A 20,238-nucleotide genomic window follows, 5' to 3' on the forward strand; every position below is an offset into this window, starting at 1 on the left:
CGGGCCGGGCGCCGCTTTGCGTTTGGGGCGCCACGGGCGCAACCGCCGTCACATTCAGGCAAAATGACGGCTGTTGCGCCTTGCGCGCTGTTTACGTTTGCCCCCATCACGCACCCATGTCCGACGTCATTGCCCTGATTTTCGACTTCGACGACACGCTGGCCTCGGACAGCACGTCCGGTTTCCTGGAAAGTATCGGCGTGGACACGGCCTCGTTCTGGAAGGATGAGGTCGACCCCTTGCTGTCCAAGCAAGACTGGGACCCGGTGCCCGCCTATCTCTACAAGATGATTCAGCTGTCGCAGGCCGGCACGCACGGCCTGATCACGCAGCAGCGCCTGAAAGAGTGGGGCGCCCGGCTGGATCTGCATGATGGGGTGCCCACGCTGTTTTCGCGCCTGCGCGCGGCGGTTCGCGCCGAACAGCCGCAGGTGCAGCTGGAGTTCTACCTGATCTCAAGCGGCATTGGCGACGTTGTCCGCTCGACCCCCATTGCGCATGAATTCACCGAGATCTGGGCCTCGGAATTTGTCTACGGCGAAGACGGCGGCATCACGTTCCCGCGCCGCATCGTCAGCTTTACCGACAAGACGCGCTACCTGTTCCACATCCAGAAGGGCATCATCGGCCGCGACTTTCGCAACAAGCCCTTCGAGGTCAACCGCAAGGTGCCCGAAGACCGGCTGCGCGTGCCGTTCGACCAGATGGTGTTCGTGGGCGACGGCTATACCGACATCCCGTGCTTCTCGCTGATCCGTCGCGCGGGCGGCTTCGCCTTCGGCGTGTGGGACCCCAAGCACCGCGACAAGCGCAGCCGCGCCTGGGGCTTCATCGAAGAAGGCCGCGTGTCCAACCTGAACCAGGCCCGCTACGACGAAGAAGCCGAGCTGTATCAATGGCTTGAAGAGGCCGTGACCAGCCTGGCCGGCCGCATTGCCCTGAAGTCGCGGGTGTACCGTGGTTGAGGCCGGCCCGCTGGCGGCAGTGCCCGCCTGGACGGCCGAAGACGCGCGTTACATCGAATTGGCGCTGCAAGAAGCCCAGGCCGCTTATGACATCGGCGAAGTGCCCGTTGGCGCGCTGGTGGTTTCCGCGCAAGGCGAAATCCTGGGACGCGGCTACAACCGCACCATCATCGACCACGATCCCACCGCCCACGCCGAAATCGTGGCGCTGCGCAACGCCGCGCGGCGCCTGGAAAATTACCGTTTGCCCGGCATCACCGTGTACGTCACGCTGGAACCCTGCGTAATGTGCATCGGCGCCATGCTGCACGCGCGACTGGCTCGCGTCGTTTTCGGCGCCTACGACCCCAAGACCGGCGCCTGCGGCAGCGTGCTGGACGTGGGCTCGGTGCCGAAACTCAACCATCACACTTCAGTCACCGGCGGCGTGCTGGCGGAACCTTGCGGCGATTTGCTGCGCCGGTTCTTCCGTGAACGCCGCGCCAAGGAATCCATCGCATGAGCACCCGCAAACCCGCCAAATCCGCCTCGAAAAAGGCGGCTACCTCGGCGGCCGCCGCCCACGATCATGACCATGGGCTCGCCTGCGGCGAGGACTGCGGTCACGACCACAGCCACGACCATGCTGACGGGCAAGTCATGCCCGACGCCCGCGGCATTTATCTGATCTCGCCGTCATCCGCCGTGCGCGACCCCGCCACGGTTGAACTGGCGCGTGAACGCCTGCAACAGCAAGGCTTCAAGACGGCGCTGGACCGCAGCGCCTACGCCGTGCACCAGCGTTTTGCCGGCACCGACGCGCAGCGCGCCGCCAGTCTGGTTCGCGCCACCAAGCAAAAGTTGCCCATCGTCATGGTGACGCGCGGCGGCTACGGCATGGGCCGCCTGCTGGACCAGATCGACTGGACGGCCATGGCCGACAGCGGCAAGCGCTTTGTCGGCATGAGCGACTTCACCGCCTTCAACCTGGCGCTGCTGGCCAAGACGAGCGCCGTCAGCTACACCGGCGCCACCGCCGTGGCGGACTTTGGCGGCAGAAAGGTCGATGACCTGACCGAAGCCCTGTTCGGCGAAGTTATGCGCGGCGAGCTTGAAATCCTTAGCTTCGAAACCCAGGACGCCGACCCGGTGGATGCCCGCGGCATCCTGTGGGGCGGCAACCTGGCCATGGTGGCGTCGTTGGTGGGCACCCCGTATTTCCCGAAGGTGCGCGGTGGCATCCTGTTCCTGGAAGATGTGGCCGAGCATCCGTATCGTGTGGAACGCATGCTGATCCAGCTGGCGCAGGCCGGTGTGCTGGCCAAGCAAAAGGCCATCGTGCTGGGCCGTTTCACCGACTACAAGCTGGCCCCGCACGACCAGGGTTACGACGTGCATGAAGTGGTGGCGTGGCTGCGCAAGACGGTCAAGGTGCCGGTGATTACGGGCCTGCCGTACGGCCATGTGGCCACCAAGGCCACGCTGCCCATCGGCCAGAAGGTCGGCATCGCCACCGAGAAGGGCCTGGCCCATCTGGTGCTGGACGAACACCACCACTGATCGGGCGGGGCGAGCCCCGTTTGATACACTATCGGGTTTCCTCGCATGCGTCCTCGGACGCCTACAGACTCAAAATACCGTGATATCCACAGCCAATCTCACCATCCAGTTCGGTCCCAAGCCCCTTTTCGAGAACGTCAGCGTCAAGTTCGGAGAAGGCAACCGGTACGGGCTGATCGGGGCCAATGGGTCCGGTAAGTCGACGTTCATGAAGATCATCGGCGGCGACCTCGAAGCATCCGGCGGCAACGTGTCGCTGGAACCGGGCGTGCGCCTGGGCAAGCTGCGCCAGGACCAGTTCGCGTTCGAAGACCTGCGCGTGCTGGACGTCGTCATGATGGGCCACACCGAAATGTGGGCCGCCATGTCCGAGCGCGACGCCATCTACGCCAACCCGGAAGCCACCGAAGACGACTACATGCGCGCGGCCGATCTGGAAGCCAAGTTCGCCGAATACGACGGCTACACCGCTGAAGCGCGCGCCGGTGAACTGCTGCTGGGCCTGGAAATCGCCGTGGACCAGCACAACCTGCCCATGCGCGAAGTGGCGCCGGGCTGGAAGCTGCGCGTGCTGCTGGCGCAGGCGCTGTTCTCGAACCCCGACGTCCTGCTTCTGGACGAGCCCACCAACAACCTGGATATCAACACCATCCGCTGGTTGGAAAACGTGCTCAACAGCTACCAGAGCACGATGATCATCATCAGCCATGACCGCCACTTCCTGAACCAGGTGTGCACGCACATGGCCGACGTGGACTACGGCGAAATCCGCATCTACGCGGGCAACTACGACGACTACATGCTGGCTTCCACCCAGGCTCGCGAGCGCCTGGTGTCCAACAACGCCAAGGCCAAGGAACGCGTCGCCGAGCTGCAAGACTTCGTGCGCCGCTTTGCCGCCAACAAGTCCAAGTCGCGCCAGGCCACCTCGCGCTTGAAGCAGATCGATCGCATCAAGGCGGACCAGGTCGTGGTCAAGCCGTCGTCGCGCCAGAACCCATACATCCGTTTTGAACAAACCAAGGTCATGCACCGCCTGGCGGTCACGGTTGAAAACCTGACCAAGGCTTACGACGCGCCGGTCATCACCAATTTCTCGGCGATGGTCGACGCCGGCGAAAAAATCGCCATCATCGGCGCCAACGGCGTGGGCAAGACCACCTTGCTGCGCTTGCTGGCCACGGAACTGCAACCGGATTCGGGCTCGGTGAAATGGTCCGATAACGCCGACTTGGGCTACATGGCCCAGGACGTGTCCGACCAATTCCTGCAAACCGACATCAACTTGCTGGACTGGATGGGCGACCACCGCCAGCCGGGCGACGACGACCAGTCGATCCGTTCCGTGCTGGGCCGCCTGCTGTTCTCGGCGGACGACCTGCCCAAGGCGCCCAAGGTGCTGTCCGGCGGCGAAAAGAACCGCATGACCTTCGGCCGCCTGATGCTGGGCCGGCACAACGTCATGCTGCTGGACGAGCCCACCAACCACTTGGACATGGAATCGATCGAATCGCTTCAGTTCGCGTTGGAAAAGTACGAGGGCACGCTGGTGTTCGTGTCCCATGACCGCGAATTCGTGTCCGGCCTGGCCACTCGCGTGATCGAAATCCTGCCCTCGGGCGAGATCATCGATTACCGCGGCGGCTACGAAGACTATCTGGAATCGCGCGGCATCGAAGCCTGAGCCCGCTGGTTGTGATGTCGGCATGATGTCGGCCTGACGTTGGCTTGATGTGGTCCTGACTGCGGCACCTGTCCGGCTCGGCCGGCGTGTCCGCAACCCATCCCGTCTCTCACGGCGCGCCTCTCGGGGCGCGCCGCGTTTTTTAAGCCATACCTCTGTTCAGCAAGCTGCAATATTGATTGCGCTATCATCGGGTTTACCCTGATCCGCTCGGCCAGGCATTTTTTTTCCCAGACCAATGTCCCCCACACCGCACAGCACGCCGGACGGCGCGCCGATCAGCACGTTCGCGCTGACGTTTCGCATCGTCGCTATCGCCTTCTTTACCTTCATCTGCTACCTGGCCATCGGCTTGCCGCTGGCGGTGTTGCCCGGCTATGTGCACGACAAGCTGGGCTATGGCACGGTGCTGGCCGGGCTGGCGATCAGCGTGCAGTACGTGGCCACGTTGCTCAGCCGCTCGCACGCCGGACGCATGGCGGACACGGTGGGCCCGAAGCAAACCGTCGTGATCGGCATGGTCGCCTGCGCGGCCAGCGGCGTTTTCCTGTTGCTGGCCTATGCCTTCGAACGCAGCGCGTGGTTGAGCATGACGGCAATCATCGTCAGCCGGCTGGCGTTGGGGTTCGGGGAAAGCTGGGTGGGCACGGGGTCGGCCACCTGGGCCATCGCGCGGGTCGGGCCGCTGCACACGGCGCGCGTCATCTCGTGGAACGGCATCTGCACGTATGGCGGCTTGGCGCTGGGCGCGCCGTTGGGCGTGACGCTTGAGCGGGAATGGAGCATGGGCGCGCTGGGCGGGGCGGTGTTGCTGCTGGGTCTGGCCGGCCTGGGGCTGGCCATCAGCCGCGCGGCGGTGTCCATCGTCGGCGGCCACCGGATGGCGTTCAAGAGCGTGGTGCTGCGCGTCTTTCCGCACGGCATGGCGTTGGGGCTGGGGTCGGTGGGCTTTGGCACCCTGGCTGCCTTCGTGGCGCTTTACTACACCAGCATGTCGTGGGAAGGCGCGGCGCATGCGCTCAGCGCTTTCGGTTGCGCGTTCATCGGCGTGCGGCTGCTGTTTGCCGGCACGATTACGCGTTATGGCGGTTTTCGCGTGGCGCAGGTTTCCTTTCTGGTGGAAGCGGCGGGCCTGCTGATGCTGTGGCTGGCGCCCAATCCCACCGCCGCGCTGCTGGGCGCCGCGTTGACGGGATGCGGGTTCGCGTTGATTTTCCCTGCCATCGGCGTCGAAGCCGTGGCGCGCGTGCCGGCGGGCAGCCGAGGCGCGGCGCTGGGTGCCTATTCGGCATTTCTGGACCTGGCGCTGGGCGTAACCGGGCCTGTCGCCGGCTATATCTCCAGCGGTTATGGCTATCCGCCCATCTTTCTGTCCGCCGCGCTGGCGGTGGTGATCGGGTTTGTGATCGCGTTTGGACTGCAACGTCACGCCGGCCGGCAAGCCGTCGCGCAGGCCGCCACCCGCTAGCCCCTTGGCGTCGTTATTCATATAACGATAAGCTTTAAAGACATTCAATATTGATCGTTTGAATTCATATAACGAATTGTTAGATTTAGGCCTCGTCTTCACGCGCGCCTACGATTCGTTCCATGAACCTGACCTTCGATCACGTCCACAAACACTTTGGCGACCTGCCCGTGGTGGACGACTTCACCAGCGACATCAAGCCCGGTGAACTCGTCGCCCTGGTCGGCCCCTCGGGCTGCGGCAAGTCCACGTTGCTGCACCTGGCGGCAGGCCTGGAACAGCCCACGCAGGGCCGCGTCCTGGCCGACGGCAAGCCCGTGGCCGGTCCGCACCCCAGCCGCACGCTGGTATTTCAGGAACACGCGCTGTACCCGTGGTTGACGCTGGAAGACAACGTGGCGCTGGCGCTGGAATTTCAGAACATTCCCAAGAAGCGCGCCCGCGAGGGCGCTCGCCAATGGCTGGCGCGCGTCAGCCTTGCCGGCTTCGAACACTACTATCCGCACCAGGTGTCCGGCGGCATGCGGCAACGCGCTGCGCTGGCGCGTGCCTTCATCGCCCAGCCCCAGACCATGCTGATGGACGAGCCGTTCGGCGCGCTTGACGCGCTGACCCGCCTTAGCCTGCAAGACGTGCTGCGCCAACTGATCGCCCAGGAAAAGCCCACCGTGCTGCTCGTCACGCACGATGTTGACGAAGCGCTGTTCCTGGCCGATCGCATTGTGGTCTTCAGCCCGCGTCCGGCCCGTGTGCTGCGCGAATTCAACCTGGCGCATCGTGCCAAGACGCACGACCTGTCCGATCTGGCCGCTGAAAAGCGCGAGATCCTGCGCCTGCTTGGCATCGCCGTGGACGGCTCGCATGCTCATGCCGACATGGCGCTGGCCGCCTGACCCCATCCTGGCCTGACCCCATCCTTATCCGTCGCGGCGTTTTCGCGCCGCCACCGTTGAATTCCCTGGAGCTTTACCCATGAAATTGAAGCAATGGCTGTCCCTGCCGCTAGCGGCCGCGCTGTTGGCCGCGGCCCCCGCGATGGCCGCCGAAAAATTCCGCGTGGGCTATCTGCGCGTCATGGACGATGCGCAAGCAATCGTCGCGCAAGAGGGCGGTTTCTACAAGAACGCGGGGCTGGATTCCGAGCTGATCGAATTCAAGTCGGGCACCGATCTCATCAAGGCCATCGTAGGCGGCCAGCTGGACATCGGCGTGCTGGGCTTCACCAACGCCGTCGCGTGGGCCTCCAAGGGCGCCGACCTGAAAGTGGTGGGCGGCGCGCAGCAGGGCTATCACTCGCTGATCGTGCGCGACGATTCCGGTATCAAGGACATCGCCGGCCTGAAGGGCAAGACGCTGGCCTCGCAAGCCGAAGGCAGCACGGCGGACGTGGTGTTGAAGGGCGTGGTCCTCAAGCAGGGCAACCTTGGCGCCGACGACGTCAACGTCATGGGCGTCAGCCCGGCCGTTGCCGTGCAGTCGCTGGTGGGCAAGCGCGTGGACGCGGCCTTCCTGTTCGAGCCCTATGACCGCATCGCGCAACTCGTAGCGCCGGTCAAGCAGATCTACGAAGTTGGCCAGGCGTGGCCGTTCCCGTGCATGGTAGTAATCACCTCCGGTGAGACGCTGGCCAAGCGCAAGGACGACGTATGGAAGGCGCTGGACGCGCAGAACGAGGCCATCACGCTGCTGCAGAAGGAACCGGCGCAGGCGTCCAAGCTGATCGCGTCGTACTTCATCGCCGAGCCCACGCTCAAGACCCTGTCGCGGGGCGAACTGCCGCGCGAAACGGTGATCGCCGAGGCCATCAGCACGCAGGTGTTCACGCCCAAGCTCACGCAGAAAGACACGGCGCGCATGCAGGAAATCGCCGATATCCTGCAAGCCCAAGGTTCGCTGAAAACGCGCGACGGCAAGCCGTACGACGTGTCCAGCATCGTTGATCTGTCCTGGCAAGAGGCGCGCAAACTTTGAGCTCGTCTACCCGAGTGACCGGCGCCCGCAAGCATCTTGCGGGCGTTTTGGGCGTCCTGTTCATTCTGTTGTTGTGGCAGCTGGCGGCGTTCGCCTTGCCTGATTTCCTGATGCCGGGCGTGCCGGCCGTGGTCCAGCGCCTGTTCGAAGACCTGGGCAAACAGTCGTTTCATCAAAGCCTGATGGGCACGTTGGGCCGGCTGGGCGCGGGGTACGGCCTGGCGCTGGTGGCCGGCATCGGCTTTGGCCTGGTGGCCGCCGTGCTGTTCTTCTTCCGAGAAGTGCTGCGTAGCGCCATCGTCATTCTGCAATCGATTCCATCCATTGCGTGGGTGCCGCTGTTCCTGATCGTGATGGGCTTTGGCAACACGCCCATCATCGTCGTCGTGGCGCTGTCGGCGTTTTTTCCCGCCGCGCTCAGTGTCATGAACGCCACCGAATCCGTGCAGCGCGTGCACGTTTCGGCCGCGCGCGTGATGGGCGCAACGCGGTGGGGCCTGGTCAAGCGGGTGTACCTGCCCGCCGTCATGCCCGAACTGATCACCGGCGCGCAGCTGGCTTTCGGCAACGCCTGGCGCGCGCTGATCTCGGCTGAAATGCTGATCGGTTTCGGCAAGGGCCTGGGTCGTTCGCTGGCGTACTCGGGCGAAATCGCCGACATGACGGGCGTGATGACCAACATCCTCGTCATCGCCGTGCTGGCCGCGCTGATCGACCAGTTTGTGCTTGAAAACCTGAAGCACCGGTTGCTTCGGTATCAGTACGTTTGACGGCGGGTCGACGCCCGCATTCAAGGTCGCCAGTCAGCCCGCGTGGTCGTTCCAGCCCGACTCCAAAGTCGCAGTCCAGCCTCAAGTCCGAGTTCAAGTCCATGTCTGAAACCACGCGACCGTTGCGCCGCCTTGCGCTGATCACAGCAGGCATGCTGCTGCTAGGCACAAGCGCGGTGCACGCCGAGCCGCCGCCCTTTGCGGCCGCCCGTGAGCGCGGCGAACTGGTGGTGGGTGTGCCGTATCTGGCGCCGCCACCCGTGGCAGGAGCCAAGATCCGCACGCCAGACGGGCTGGACGCGAACATGGCCGAACGCCTGGGCGCCAGCCTGAAACTGCCCGTACGCTTGCAACAGGTCACGGCGGATGAGGCGGGCGCGGCCCTGGCGGCCGGGAAAGTGGACATGGTGCTGGCCGATGACGCCGACGTCCAGCCGGCCCCGGCAACGTTGGCGGTGCAACCCACTGGTTACCGTGCGCGCCCCAAGGCGGTGATACGCAGCGACACCCGCCTGCGCAAGCCGGCCGACGCAAAAGGGCACACCGTCTGCATGGCGGAAGCCGACACCCACGCGCGCGCGCTGGCGGCAAGTTGGGGCGCGGCGGTGCGGACGTACCGCGTGCCATCCGATGCGCTGGTTGCGGTGCGCGAGGGCGTTTGCGACGTCGGCCTGGTGGACGACGCGGTCTGGGAACCGCTGGTGCGCTTTCCAGAGTGGAAGAAGTTCTCGTCAACATTGGCCGCCGACGGCGACACCCGCGAACGGGTGTGGCTGCTGCCCGCCTCGGGCGCGGCCGATCGGGCCTGGATGGCAAACGAGATGCGCACCTGGAGCCAGGCCGGCGCCTGGAAGGCGATGACCGCGAAATGGGCGCGCGATGTGGCGTTCGACGTCTATCTGGACCAGGAAGTGCCCGACTGCCACGGCTAGCGGCAAGCCCCCGCCCAACACTTACAATGCCGGGCATGACGCACACGCTGACCGCTTCCTGCTCTTATCAGGAAGACATCAAGAAAAGCCGCTTTGTCGCCTACGCCGCCCCGGTTGCCACCGTGGACGAGGCGATGCGTTTCTTTGCCCAGCACAGCGACCCCGAAGCCACCCACAATTGCTGGGCCTATCGCATCGGTCAGGAATACCGGTTCAATGACGATGGCGAGCCCGGCGGCACGGCCGGCCGCCCCATCCTGCAAGCCATCGAAGGGCAGGACATGGACCGCGTGGCAGTGCTGGTGGTGCGCTGGTATGGCGGCATCAAATTGGGCGCGGGCGGGCTGGTGCGGGCCTATGGCGGTTGCGCCGCCAATTGCCTGCGCCTGGGGCAGCGCACCGAAATCGTGGATCTGGCCACCGTGACATGCACCTGTGGTTTTGCGGAATTGGCGCTGTTGAAGTCGCGCCTGGGGCAAGCCGGGGCGGTGGTGCAGCAGGAAGACTTCAACGAAGAGGGCGTATCGCTGTGCTTCGTCGTGCCACGCGCCGCGGTGGGTGACCTGGAAGTCACCGTCGCCAACATCACGCGCGGACGCTCGGCGTGGGAGCTCGTGTCCTGAGCCCGCCGACCAGACCGCACGCTGCAATGGAAAGGGGCCCGATGTCGGGCCCCTGGTTATTTACGCGTTCTGGCTGTCTTGCGCCGCGGCGATTTCCTGGTGGACCTTTTCCATGTCCACCTCCTTGATCTTGGCCAGCAGCTCATTGAGTTGCCCGCCCGACAAGGCACCGGGTTGCGAGAACAGCAGGACTTTCTCACGGAAGACCATCAGCGTGGGAATCGACCGGATTCCCAGGGCGCCAGCCAGTTCCTGCTCGACGTCGGTGTTCACCTTGGCGAACGTGACATCGGTGTGCTCGGCTGCGGCTTGCTCAAAAACAGGAGCAAAGCCACGGCACGGGCCACACCACGGAGCCCAGAAGTCGACGATCAGGGTACCGTCCGGCGTGATGGCGTCCTGGAAGCTTTCTTTGGTGAGTTCAACAATACTCATTTTGGATCCTTGCCGCGGAGCGCGGCGCAAAAAGTCGGGGTCGAGATCCGGGGTGTGCCTGCCCCGGCCTGATTCGGCGACGCTTTATGTGCCACGCGCTCTGGCGTAATAGTAGAGCGGGCGATGGCAGCGTCGCAATGGTTGGCGCTGTGGAGAGCGCAGTCAGCGGTGCTTAGACCGCGGTTTTTGTAGAGGCGCCGGCGTCGTTCTTCAACGACGCGACGATCTCGAAAGAGCGCAGGCGATCCGCGATATCGAAGAAGTCGGACACGATCATGACTTCGTCGGCCTCGGTTTCGGCCACCAGGGCCTCCAGCCGCCGCTTGACGGTGTCCGGCCCGCCCACGATGGAAGCGCCCAATCTTTGATTGACCGCTTCACGCTCCCATTCGTTCCACAAACCTTCCATGCTGTCGACGGGGGGCTGCAATTGCAGGCGGTGGCCGCGTACCAAAGACAGAAATTTAAGCTGCTGCGTGGTCGCCTGACGCCGGGCCGCCTCGTCGGTTTCGGCCGCCACCACCGGCACGCCGATCATTGCGTAAGGGCGCGACAGCGTGGCCGACGGCTTGAACAGGTGCCGGTACAGGCGCATGGCCGCCATGCCTTCGGGCGAGAAATGCCCCGCAAACGAAAACGGCAGGCCCAATTCGGCAGCCAGGCGGGCGCTGAAATCGCTGGAACCCAGCAGCCAGGTCGGAATGTCCAACCCTTCGCCCGGTATGGCGCGCACGGGCTGCCCGGGACGGGACGCCGCCAGGAAGCCCCGCAATTCTTCAACCAGCGCGGGAAATTCCAGACCGCTGCGGGGCCCCCGGCGCAGCGCGTGCTGCGTGGCGCCATCACTGCCGGGCGCGCGGCCCAGGCCCAAGTCGATGCGGCCGGGGTACAGGGTTTCAAGAGTGCCGAACTGCTCAGCAATGATCAAGGGCGCGTGGTTGGGCAACATGATGCCGCCGGACCCCACGCGCAGCGTGCTCGTGTGCCCGGCCACATGGCCGATCAGCACGGCCGTCGCACTGGAGGCGATGCCGTTGATGTTGTGGTGCTCGGCCAACCAGAAGCGGTTGTATCCCAGCTTCTCAACGTGCTGGGCCACCGCCACGGTGTTGCGAAACGCGTCCGCGGCATCACGGCCCTGAACAATCGGGGCCAGATCCAAGACCGAAAACGGGATGCGGGCTAGGGCGCTCATGCGGACGTCTCCTTATTCAAGGCAACGGCACGACAGGACGGCAACACGGGGACAAGGCGGGTAGGGCGCAAGGTGAACTCCATACGGGATACATGGGGAGTGTATCGACGAATTCAACCGGAGAAGGCAGCAACCTTGCGGGCGGGCGGGTTGTATCTGCCACGCGGGGCCGGCAGTTCGTAAAACTACGAATTTGTGGCCAGGGCATGAATTTCAAAATCTGTCTGCTACCTTTCTGCCAAAGCGGGCTCCCTTGCGCCCCGGGACGCCCGAAGACGAACGGCTTTTCGCGCACCCTTCGGTCGCGGAGGGAGGAAGAGTGAATTATTGGGCCTTGACCCGCCAATCCTTGACTATTTCCGGGTCCCGGTTGGTGGCCCTGTCGATGGTGTCGCTGGACTTGATGATTCTGGGCAGGCTTACCGCTGGAGCAGCGGTTGTAAACGTCATTCTTGACGTGTTCCTGATCAATCTTGGCTGGTCCTCACCTGCTGTGGCGGTGGCCTGCGCGACCACGCTAGTCAGAATTCTGCTATTGGGCTTCGTCGTGCATGGCTGTTTGGTTCGGCATCGAATCGCGATCTGGCCGAATCTCGATCTCCCAGAATGGAAAAACCTGTTTAGCTACGGACGATCCGAGGCCCTGGTGGGCTTGATATTCACCGGGGGCATGTCGTTGCTGTTCGCTTATGTCAATTCGCGGGGGCACGAACAGCTGGTAGCCCTGCTCGCCATTGGAATCAATTTCATGAACATTGCCTCGGTTATCTATGTCGGGATGACGCGCGCCGTGGGGAACGTTGCGTCCGAACGTTCGGCCAGCATTCTCGGGGATATGAAGGGGCTCGCGATGTTCGGGTTGGCTTATGTCGCCATAAGCAGTGTGGGGCTACACGTTGCGTCCCCGTTGCTTTCATGGCTTTATCTCGGGACTATTTCCACGCAATTGCTCAGTATTTTCTTTCTTGCGATATGGATCGTGGCATTTGATGGATTGGCGATGCTGTTCATTACGTTGCTTAGGTTGCTTGATTGGAGGGCGATCCCGCCGTTGCTACGCCTTTCGTTGATTGTGGTGGGCGTCCCCCTATCTCTAAGCTGGTTTGATCCTGCGGAACTTGGTCCCGTCTTTAACGGTTTGCTGATTGGCAACGTTGTGGCGGCTGTGCTGGCGGCCGTTCTGTTGGTACACGCGGTGGCTGACCGCACGCGCAAAGAAGTTGGTGCGGCGCAAGGCGGCAATTAAAAAAGCCGCCGCGGCGGTCGCCGGGCGGCTTACAGAAGCCATTTGTGGGTCCGGCTATTCCGGAAAGAACGCGTACCGGATCACGAACAGCACGGCCACCAGCCACGTGGCCGGGTGCACGTCGCGGACCTTGCCCGTGGCGGTCTTGAGGACCACATAGCTGATGAAGCCGAAGGCGATGCCGTTGGCGATCGAGTACGTGAACGGCATGACCAGTGCGGTCAGCGCGGCCGGGGTGGCTTCGGTGACTTCGTTCCAGTCGATCTCGATCAGTTCGCGCATCATCAGGCCGGCCACATAGAGCAGGGCGGGGGCGGTGGCGTATGCAGGGACGGCGCCGGCCAGCGGCGAGATGAACAATGCGGCCAGGAACAGCAGCGCCACAACCAATGCGGTCATGCCGGTTCGGCCGCCCGCTTGTACCCCCGATGCGCTTTCCACGAAGGCCGTGGTGCTGCTGGTGCCCAGGGCCGAACCAGCGACGATGGCGGTGCTGTCCGCGAACAGCGCGCGGCCCAGGCGGTTGGGGCGGCCTTCGGGGACCAGGCCCGCGCGCTTGGCCACACCCACCAGCGTACCGGTGGCGTCGAACACTTCCACCAGCACGAACACCAGGATCACGTGCACGAAACCGCTGTGCAGCGCGCCCATGACGTCCAGCTTCAGGAAGGTGGGCGCCAAGCTGGGCGGGGCAGAGAAAATGCCCTTGAATTCGTTGTAGCCCAGCGCCATCGACAGCACGGTGACCACGATGATGCCGATCAGGATGGCGCCGCGCACGCGCAACGCATCCAGCGACGCAATGATGAAAAAGCCCAGGATGGCGAACAGCGGGCCGTGGGTGGTCAAGTTGCCCAGGGAAACCTTGGTGGCCGGGTGGGCAACCACGATGCCGGCGCTGGACAGCGCGATAATCGCCAGGAACAGCCCGATGCCCGCCGCAATCGCGCTGCGCAGGGAATGCGGAATGCCCTTGACCAGCCAGACGCGGATGCCCGATATCGTCAGGATCAAGAAGATCACGCCCGAAATGAACACGGCGCCCAGCGCTTGTTCCCAGGTGTAGCCCATGGTCTTGACGACGGTGAACGCGAAGAAGGCGTTCAGGCCCATGCCGGGCGCCATGCCGATCGGCCAGTTGGCGATCAATGCCATCACCAGCGACCCCAGCGCCGCCGCCAGGCAGGTCGCCACGAAAACGGCGTCGCGGTCCATGCCGGTGGACGACAGGATGTCCGGGTTGACGAAGATGATGTAGGACATCGTCAGGAACGTCGTCAGACCGGCCACGATCTCGGTGCGCGCGTTCGTGCCGTGTTCACGCAGCTTGAATAACTTCTCCAGCATTCCAGTCCCCAGTGTGTTTGCAGGCTTGTAGGTTGTTGTCGGCGGGGCCAGACAGGCGCCGCACCATTTCAAAACTCGCGTATTTTCGCATCAGTTGTAAACTCTGCCGCCATGATTATCCTCGGCTTTGAAAGCTCCTGCGACGAAACCGGTGTCGCAGCCGTCTGTACGGAACGCGGTCTGCTGGCGCACGCCTTGCATACCCAGATCGCCATGCACCAGGAATATGGTGGCGTGGTGCCCGAACTTGCCTCGCGCGACCATATCCGGCGCGTGGTTCCCTTGACACGCCAGGTGCTGCAAGACGCGGGCCTGCAAATGTCGGACATTGGCGCGGTGGCCTATACGGCCGGCCCGGGCTTGGCGGGCGCCTTGCTGGTAGGCGCCAGCGTGGCGCAGTCCTTTGCGTGGTCACGGCATTTGCCGGCCATCGGCATCCATCACCTGGAAGGCCACTTGCTGTCGCCCATGTTGGCCGACCCGCGCCCCGACTTTCCTTTTGTGGCGTTGCTGGTGTCCGGCGGCCATACGCAGCTGATGCGGGTGGACGGCGTGGGACGCTACGAACTGCTGGGCGAAACGCTGGACGACGCCGCGGGCGAAGCCTTCGACAAATCGGCCAAGCTGATGGGCCTGGGCTATCCCGGCGGCCCGGCGCTGGCCAAGCTGGCCGGGCAGGGCGACGCCAGCCGTTTCGACCTGCCGCGCCCCATGTTGCACAGCGGTGACCTGGACTTCAGTTTCAGTGGGCTGAAAACCGCCGTGCTGACCCGCGTAAAGGCGGCGGAAAAGGCGGGTGGGCTGGACGAGCAGACGCGGGCTGACCTGGCGGCGGCTACCCAAGGCGCGATCGTCGATGTATTGGCCGCCAAGTCAATCAAGGCGTTGAAGCAGACGGGATTGCGCCGCCTGGTAGTGGCCGGCGGCGTGGGCGCCAACCAGTTGTTGCGAGCCAAATTGGCCGCGGCGCTCAAGCCCTTGCGGGCCCAGGCGTATTTTCCGCCCTTGGAACTATGCACCGATAACGGCGCGATGATCGCCTTCGCGGCAGCCGAAAGGGTCAAGGCCGGGCTGGTGAAACTGGACGCCGATGCGCACAGCTTCACGGTCAAACCCCGCTGGGATCTTGCCGATATTGCCTGATCAACCCGGCTTTTTCTTGCCGCCGATCTTGCTTTCGGTGCCCTGGACCAGACGCGTGATGTTGGCGCGGTGACGGTAGAACAGCAGCACGCCGATCACGGCCAGCGCCACGCCCATGGCCGGCTGCGCATACCAGGCCAGGCCCGAGCCGAACACGTAGTACACCGGCGCGAAGAAGGCCGCCACCAGCGAGGCCAGCGAGGAATAGCGGAAGAAGACGGCAATGATCAGCCAGGTGGCGGCGGTGGCCACGGCCAGCCAGGGCTGGATCGCGACCAACACGCCCAGCGCCGTTGCCACGCCCTTGCCGCCCTTGAATCCAAGGAAAACCGGGTACAGGTGGCCCACGAAAGCGGCCAGCGCCACCAGCGCCAGACCGGTCGGCGTGATGCCGGGGGCCAGTTTTTCGGCCAGCCAGATGGCGAACCAGCCCTTGGCCGCGTCGCCCAGCAAGGTCAGCGCGGCGGCGGTCTTGTTGCCGGTGCGCAGCACATTGGTCGCGCCCGGGTTCTTGGACCCGTAGCTGCGAGGGTCCTGCAACCCCATCAGCTTGCTGACGACCACGGCGAACGGCACGGAGCCGATCAGGTAGGCCAGCAGGATGAGCGCGGCGGTGAACGCCAGGGAGGGTTCGGTAATCGCCATGGAAAGGGAGTCCGTTGTTGTCGTAATGGCGCGGATTCTACCGCGCCGCGCGCAGCCCCTGGCTACGGGTTATCGAGCGTGGCGTGCAAGCCCCGTGGTTGCACGCAGTCATACAGGGCGGGACGGCGGACGGTACAATCCGACACGTCCTTCCGCGTTTTATTTTCTTTCGGATGCACAATGCGAATTCTGGTTTCGAACGATGATGGTTATTCGGCCCCTGGGCTCGAAGCGCTGGTAGCGGCGCTGCAAGGCCTGGGCGATCTCACCGTCGTTGCGCCCGAGACCAACCACAGCGGCGCCTCCAATTCCCTGACGTTGAACCGCCCCTTGTCCGTGCGCACGGCCTCGAACGGCTTCATTGCCGTCAATGGCACGCCGTCCGATTGCGTGCACGTGGCGCTGACCGGTTTGATGGACGCCCGGCCCGACCTGGTCGTCTCCGGCATCAACAACGGCGCCAACATGGGCGACGACACCTTGTATTCCGGCACGGTGGCCGCCGCCAGCGAAGGCTATCTGTTCGGCATCCCCGCCATCGCGTTTTCGTTGGCTGAAAAGGGCTGGGAACACATCGACTCCGCCGCGCGCGCCGCCCGCCAGGTGGTGGAACGCCATCTGGCCCAGCCGCTGGCCGCGCCCGTGCTGCTTAACGTCAATATCCCGAATCGCCGCTTTGAAGACCTCCACGGCTTCGCGGTCACGCGTTTGGGCAAGCGGCATCCCTCGCAGCCCGTCGTGCGCACCACCACGCCTTATGGCGACACGGTGTACTGGATCGGCCCGGTCGGCCTGGCCGCCGACGCCACGCCCGGCACCGATTTCCATGCGGTGGAGCAGGGCACGGTATCGGTCACGCCCTTGCGGCTGGACCTGACCCAGCACAGCCAGCTTGACGAAATCAGAACCTGGGCGGAGCCGTTATGCGCAAACGCGTAAGCCAACCCGATGTCTCGCAGGCCGTGCCCGGCCGGCCCAGCCCCGTCCGCTACGACTCGGGTCGCCTAAGCCCGGGCGTCACGGCCACCAATAGCAACACCCGCATTTCGGCCGCCACGCTGCCCCGCCAGACCCAGGCGCCCGCGCCAGCGGCGGGAAACAATCTTGGCTTGAATTCCGACCGGCTGCGCCAGGCGATGGTGCAACGCCTGCGTGGCCAGGGCATCTCCGACGAACGCGTCTTGAACGCCATGGCTGCCGTGCCACGTCATCTGTTTGTGGACGAAGCGCTGGCCAGCCGCGCGTACGAAGACGCCGCGCTGCCCATCGGCCATTCGCAAACCATCTCGCAACCGTGGGTGGTCGCGCGCATGATCGCGGCGGCTTGCGAAGACCGCGCGCCGACCCGCGTTTTGGAAGTGGGCGCGGGCTGTGGCTATCAAGCGGCAGTGCTCGCGCAGTTCGTGCGCGAGGTCCATTCCATTGAACGCATCCGTGGTCTTTACGAGCTTGCGCGCGAGCATTTACGCGCCTTGCGGCTGACCACGCGCATCCGCTTGATCTACGGCGACGGCACGCTGGGCCTGCCCGGCGTGGCGCCGTTCGATGCTATCGTTGTGGCTGCCGCTGGCCTGGCCATTCCGCAAGCGCTGCTTACGCAGCTTGCACCAGGCGGACGCCTTATCGCTCCCGAAGGGGGCACGAACCAGCGCTTGGTGCTGATCGAACGCACCGGCGCGGCCAGCTGGAAACGCACTGAATTAGAGGCCGTGCGCTTTGTGCCGCTACGTGCCGGAATACAATCTTGAGCAAACAGGAGAAACGTATGCTCAACGGGCAGTCGCAACTGACCGATATGACTATGGGCGCGTCCATGACGCGCCTGCGCCGCCCGCTCTTTATCGTGGGGGCACTCAGCCTGGCTATTTTGGCCGGCTGCGCATCAAAAGGAACTCGCGCTCCGGTGGTCGACATGACCGCCGGACAACCAGCGTCAACGGCTCAGCCCGGTGGCAGCTATGTGGTCAAGCCGGGCGACACGCTTTACAAGATCGCCCGCGCCAACAACGTGGACATCGAAAGCGTCAAGCGCTGGAATAACCTCAGCGACCCCAACCAGATCTCGGTCGGCCAGGTGCTGAAGATGTCCGGCGGCTCCGGCACGGGCGCGCAACCCGCGCCGATCGCCAGCGTCAAGCCGCAACCTCGCCCGCTTGACCAGCCGGAAACCCCGGCTGCCACGACCACCACGCCGCCGCCCGAAGCAACGCCCGCGCCGGCGCCGGTCGACGTCAAGCCCACGCCGCGCGCGGCGGATGCAAGCGTCATCAACTGGGCATGGCCCGCCAGCGGCGCCATCGTGCAGACCTTCAACGCCAGCAGCAAGGGCATCGACATTTCGGGCGCGCTGGGTGACCCGATCACCGCCGCGGCGGATGGCTTGGTCAAGTACAGCGGCAACGGCGTGCGGGGCTTGGGCAACCTGATCATCGTTGAACACCAGAACGGTTTCATCACCGCCTACGCGCACAACCGCGCGCTGTTGGTGAAGACGGGCCAGAACGTCAAGCGCGGCGCCAAGATCGCCGAACTTGGCCAAAGCGACACCACGTCGCCGCGCCTGCACTTTGAAATCCGTCGCCAGGGCACGCCGGTCGACCCGATGCAGTACCTGCCGACGCGATGACGCCCACCCTGGTATTCGACCTGGAAACCATCCCCGATGCCGATGGGCTGCGCAAGCTCAACGGCTGGGGCCAAGAGGTCTCGGACCTGGAAGTGGTGGAACGCGCGCTGGCCGCGCGGCGCGAAGCCGTGGGGCACGATTTCCTGCCGCTGCATCTGCACAAGGTCGCGGTGGTGGGCTGCGTGTTCCGCGACGACCAGGGCTTTCGCGTCAAGACGCTGGGCCAGGCCGACGACCCGGAAGCCGCCTTGCTGGCCGGCTTCTTCAAGACCATCGAACGCTACACGCCCAAGCTCATCAGCTGGAACGGGTCGGGCTTTGACCTGCCCGTGCTGCACTACCGCAGCCTGATTCTGGGCGTGCCCGCACCCCGCTACTGGGACATGGGCGAAGAAGACCGCGATTTCAAGTTCAACAACTACATTGCCCGCTATCACACGCGGCATCTGGACTTGATGGACGTGCTGGCCAAGTACAACGGCCGCGCCAACGCGCCGCTGGACGACCTGGCCAAGCTGTGTGGCTTTCCCGGCAAGTTGGGCATGGACGGCAGCAAGGTCTGGGAAGCGTGGCACACCGGCCGCGCCGACGAGGTCCGCGCCTATTGCGAAACCGACGTCGTCAACACCTGGCTGGTGTACTGCCGCTTTCGCTTTCTGCGTGGCGAGCTGGACCGCACGGCCTACGACGCCGAGATCGCCTTGGTGCGCGACACGCTGTCCGCCAGCGACGCGCCGCACTGGAAGGAATACATGGCGGCTTGGGACGCTACCTGACGTCACCCGACGCTATCCGACGCCACCCGGCGCCAGCTTCGGCGTGGTGGACCAGGACCAGAACGGGGCCTCGCAAGGCCCCGTTTTCACGTCTGGCGCACACGCAATCGACTGAAACATGGAACGCGTAGGCGAAACCCGGTTGAAACCACCACAACCGCACAATGGCCTCGCTTTCTTCACTTTCAGGAGACACACATGTCCCGATTCGCTATTCGCTCCAATTTGGCCGCTCTTGCTTTTGTCGCCGCGACGGGCGGTCTGGTGGCTGGCTCCGCCATGGCCGCACCTCCGGCCCCGGCCGATGGTGGCCCGGCCGCCATGCATCACCAAGGCCCGCGTGGTGGCGAGTTCCACAAGGGCATGCGCGACGGCTTGTTCATCCCCGGCCTGGGTCCGGTTTCCAAGGCTCAGGTTGAGCAGCTGAAGTTGGACGACAAGCAGCAAGCGCTGTTCAAGACCGCGCAGGACGGCCAACGCAGCCTGCACGAGGCGATGCGCGCCGCCGGCGCCAAGCGCCACGATCTGCTGAAGTCGCAACTGGATAGCGGCAAGCTGGACCCCCGCGCTTTGGCGGCGCAGTCCGAGCAGTCGCACGATGCGTTCGGCCCGCAAGCCAAGCAGGTGCGTGACCAATGGCTGGCCGTGTGGGACAGCCTGAACGACACGCAGCGCGGCCAGGTGACCAAGATGGTCAAGGACCGCGAAGCCAAGATGCAGGAACGCCACGCCAAGATGGAAGGGCGCCACGGCAAGGGCAAGCCGGGCACGCCGCCGGCTCCCCCGGCCGGTGCGGATGCGCCTCCGCCGCCCGCACCGGCGGCTAACTAAGTCCGGGCTCGTCCGCCGCCTTGTGGGGGCGGACGCGTGAAG

General features: G+C 64.5%; 21 protein-coding genes. 17 read left to right on the forward strand and 4 right to left on the reverse strand.

All coding sequences use genetic code 11. The features are described 5' to 3' along the window. Positions 1-116: 116 nt before the first annotated feature. The 10 genes from ACNPP0_RS21110 to ACNPP0_RS21155 all read left to right on the forward strand — a co-directional run bounded on the left by ACNPP0_RS21110 (position 117) and on the right by ACNPP0_RS21155 (position 9,952). Positions 117-965: an HAD family hydrolase gene (locus ACNPP0_RS21110; protein WP_332608003.1), complete on the forward strand. Its 849-nt coding sequence runs from the start codon at positions 117-119 to the stop codon at positions 963-965. Between the two features lie 10 nt (positions 966-975). Then, positions 976-1,467, forward strand: coding sequence for a tRNA adenosine(34) deaminase TadA (gene tadA / locus ACNPP0_RS21115; RefSeq protein ID WP_314355684.1), 492 nt, complete (start codon positions 976-978; stop codon positions 1,465-1,467). After that, positions 1,464-2,504, forward strand: coding sequence for an LD-carboxypeptidase (locus ACNPP0_RS21120; protein WP_448706915.1), 1,041 nt, complete (start codon positions 1,464-1,466; stop codon positions 2,502-2,504). Before tadA ends, ACNPP0_RS21120 begins: the two co-directional genes overlap by 4 nt. A 79-nt stretch (positions 2,505-2,583) precedes the next feature. Further along, positions 2,584-4,188, forward strand: coding sequence for an ABC-F family ATPase (locus ACNPP0_RS21125; protein ID WP_332608005.1), 1,605 nt, complete (start codon positions 2,584-2,586; stop codon positions 4,186-4,188). A gap of 238 nt (positions 4,189-4,426) precedes the next feature. Continuing rightward, complete coding sequence (locus ACNPP0_RS21130; protein WP_448706916.1) at positions 4,427-5,656, forward strand: MFS transporter; 1,230 nt, start codon at positions 4,427-4,429, stop codon at positions 5,654-5,656. A 122-nt stretch (positions 5,657-5,778) separates the two neighbouring features. Then, positions 5,779-6,549: an ABC transporter ATP-binding protein gene (locus tag ACNPP0_RS21135; RefSeq protein ID WP_332608007.1), complete on the forward strand. Its 771-nt coding sequence runs from the start codon at positions 5,779-5,781 to the stop codon at positions 6,547-6,549. Between the two features lie 79 nt (positions 6,550-6,628). Next, positions 6,629-7,627, forward strand: a complete 999-nt coding sequence (locus ACNPP0_RS21140) for an ABC transporter substrate-binding protein (RefSeq protein WP_448706917.1) — start codon at positions 6,629-6,631, stop codon at positions 7,625-7,627. Continuing rightward, complete coding sequence (locus ACNPP0_RS21145) at positions 7,624-8,397, forward strand: ABC transporter permease (protein ID WP_046804996.1); 774 nt, start codon at positions 7,624-7,626, stop codon at positions 8,395-8,397. The genes ACNPP0_RS21140 and ACNPP0_RS21145 overlap by 4 nt, the downstream gene beginning before the upstream one ends. Before the next feature lie 101 nt (positions 8,398-8,498). Continuing rightward, entirely contained in the window at positions 8,499-9,329 is an 831-nt protein-coding gene (locus ACNPP0_RS21150) for a type 2 periplasmic-binding domain-containing protein (protein ID WP_448706918.1), read from the forward strand. 35 nt (positions 9,330-9,364) lie between these two features. Next, complete coding sequence (locus ACNPP0_RS21155; protein WP_448706919.1) at positions 9,365-9,952, forward strand: IMPACT family protein; 588 nt, start codon at positions 9,365-9,367, stop codon at positions 9,950-9,952. A gap of 60 nt (positions 9,953-10,012) precedes the next feature. On the opposite strand, the gene ACNPP0_RS21160 is transcribed toward ACNPP0_RS21155, so the two are convergent. Continuing rightward, positions 10,013-10,387 carry a thioredoxin family protein gene (locus ACNPP0_RS21160; RefSeq protein WP_332608010.1) on the reverse strand — a complete coding sequence of 125 codons (375 nt, stop codon included), beginning with the start codon at positions 10,385-10,387 and terminating at the stop codon, positions 10,013-10,015. Positions 10,388-10,559: 172 nt separating this feature from the next. Then, positions 10,560-11,582, reverse strand: a complete 1,023-nt coding sequence (locus tag ACNPP0_RS21165) for an LLM class flavin-dependent oxidoreductase (protein ID WP_448706920.1) — start codon at positions 11,580-11,582, stop codon at positions 10,560-10,562. 334 nt (positions 11,583-11,916) lie between these two features. Between ACNPP0_RS21165 and ACNPP0_RS21170 the strand changes: the two genes are divergently transcribed. Further along, on the forward strand, positions 11,917-12,828 hold the full coding sequence (locus ACNPP0_RS21170) for a hypothetical protein (protein WP_448706921.1): 912 nt from the start codon (positions 11,917-11,919) through the stop codon (positions 12,826-12,828). A gap of 54 nt (positions 12,829-12,882) precedes the next feature. Here ACNPP0_RS21170 and ACNPP0_RS21175 read toward each other — a convergent pair whose 3' ends face one another. Beyond that, positions 12,883-14,175 carry an NCS2 family permease gene (locus tag ACNPP0_RS21175; protein ID WP_332608013.1) on the reverse strand — a complete coding sequence of 431 codons (1,293 nt, stop codon included), beginning with the start codon at positions 14,173-14,175 and terminating at the stop codon, positions 12,883-12,885. Positions 14,176-14,286: 111 nt separating this feature from the next. Here ACNPP0_RS21175 and tsaD point away from each other — a divergent pair, with 111 nt between their 5' ends. Then, entirely contained in the window at positions 14,287-15,318 is a 1,032-nt protein-coding gene (gene tsaD, locus ACNPP0_RS21180) for a tRNA (adenosine(37)-N6)-threonylcarbamoyltransferase complex transferase subunit TsaD (RefSeq protein ID WP_332608014.1), read from the forward strand. Here the strand turns inward: tsaD and plsY are convergent, their stop codons facing one another. Next, on the reverse strand, positions 15,319-15,963 hold the full coding sequence (gene plsY, locus ACNPP0_RS21185; protein ID WP_448706922.1) for a glycerol-3-phosphate 1-O-acyltransferase PlsY: 645 nt from the start codon (positions 15,961-15,963) through the stop codon (positions 15,319-15,321). 180 nt (positions 15,964-16,143) lie between these two features. Between plsY and surE the strand changes: the two genes are divergently transcribed. From surE to ACNPP0_RS21210, 5 genes are all read left to right on the forward strand, one after another. Further along, positions 16,144-16,902, forward strand: a complete 759-nt coding sequence (gene surE / locus ACNPP0_RS21190; RefSeq protein ID WP_332608016.1) for a 5'/3'-nucleotidase SurE — start codon at positions 16,144-16,146, stop codon at positions 16,900-16,902. Further along, on the forward strand, positions 16,887-17,711 hold the full coding sequence (locus tag ACNPP0_RS21195) for a protein-L-isoaspartate(D-aspartate) O-methyltransferase (protein ID WP_332608017.1): 825 nt from the start codon (positions 16,887-16,889) through the stop codon (positions 17,709-17,711). The genes surE and ACNPP0_RS21195 overlap by 16 nt, the downstream gene beginning before the upstream one ends. Positions 17,712-17,728: 17 nt before the next feature. Continuing rightward, positions 17,729-18,589 (forward strand): peptidoglycan DD-metalloendopeptidase family protein, encoded by an 861-nt coding sequence (locus ACNPP0_RS21200; protein ID WP_332608018.1) that lies wholly within the window; start codon positions 17,729-17,731, stop codon positions 18,587-18,589. Beyond that, the gene (locus ACNPP0_RS21205; RefSeq protein WP_046804987.1) at positions 18,586-19,365 is read left to right on the forward strand and encodes a 3'-5' exonuclease; all 780 of its coding nucleotides are present in this window, start codon (positions 18,586-18,588) and stop codon (positions 19,363-19,365) included. Before ACNPP0_RS21200 ends, ACNPP0_RS21205 begins: the two co-directional genes overlap by 4 nt. A gap of 198 nt (positions 19,366-19,563) precedes the next feature. Continuing rightward, complete coding sequence (locus ACNPP0_RS21210; protein ID WP_448706923.1) at positions 19,564-20,196, forward strand: hypothetical protein; 633 nt, start codon at positions 19,564-19,566, stop codon at positions 20,194-20,196. The last annotated feature ends 42 nt before the right edge of the window (positions 20,197-20,238 follow it).

It is taken from the genome of Achromobacter semiaridum (assembly GCF_053543755.1).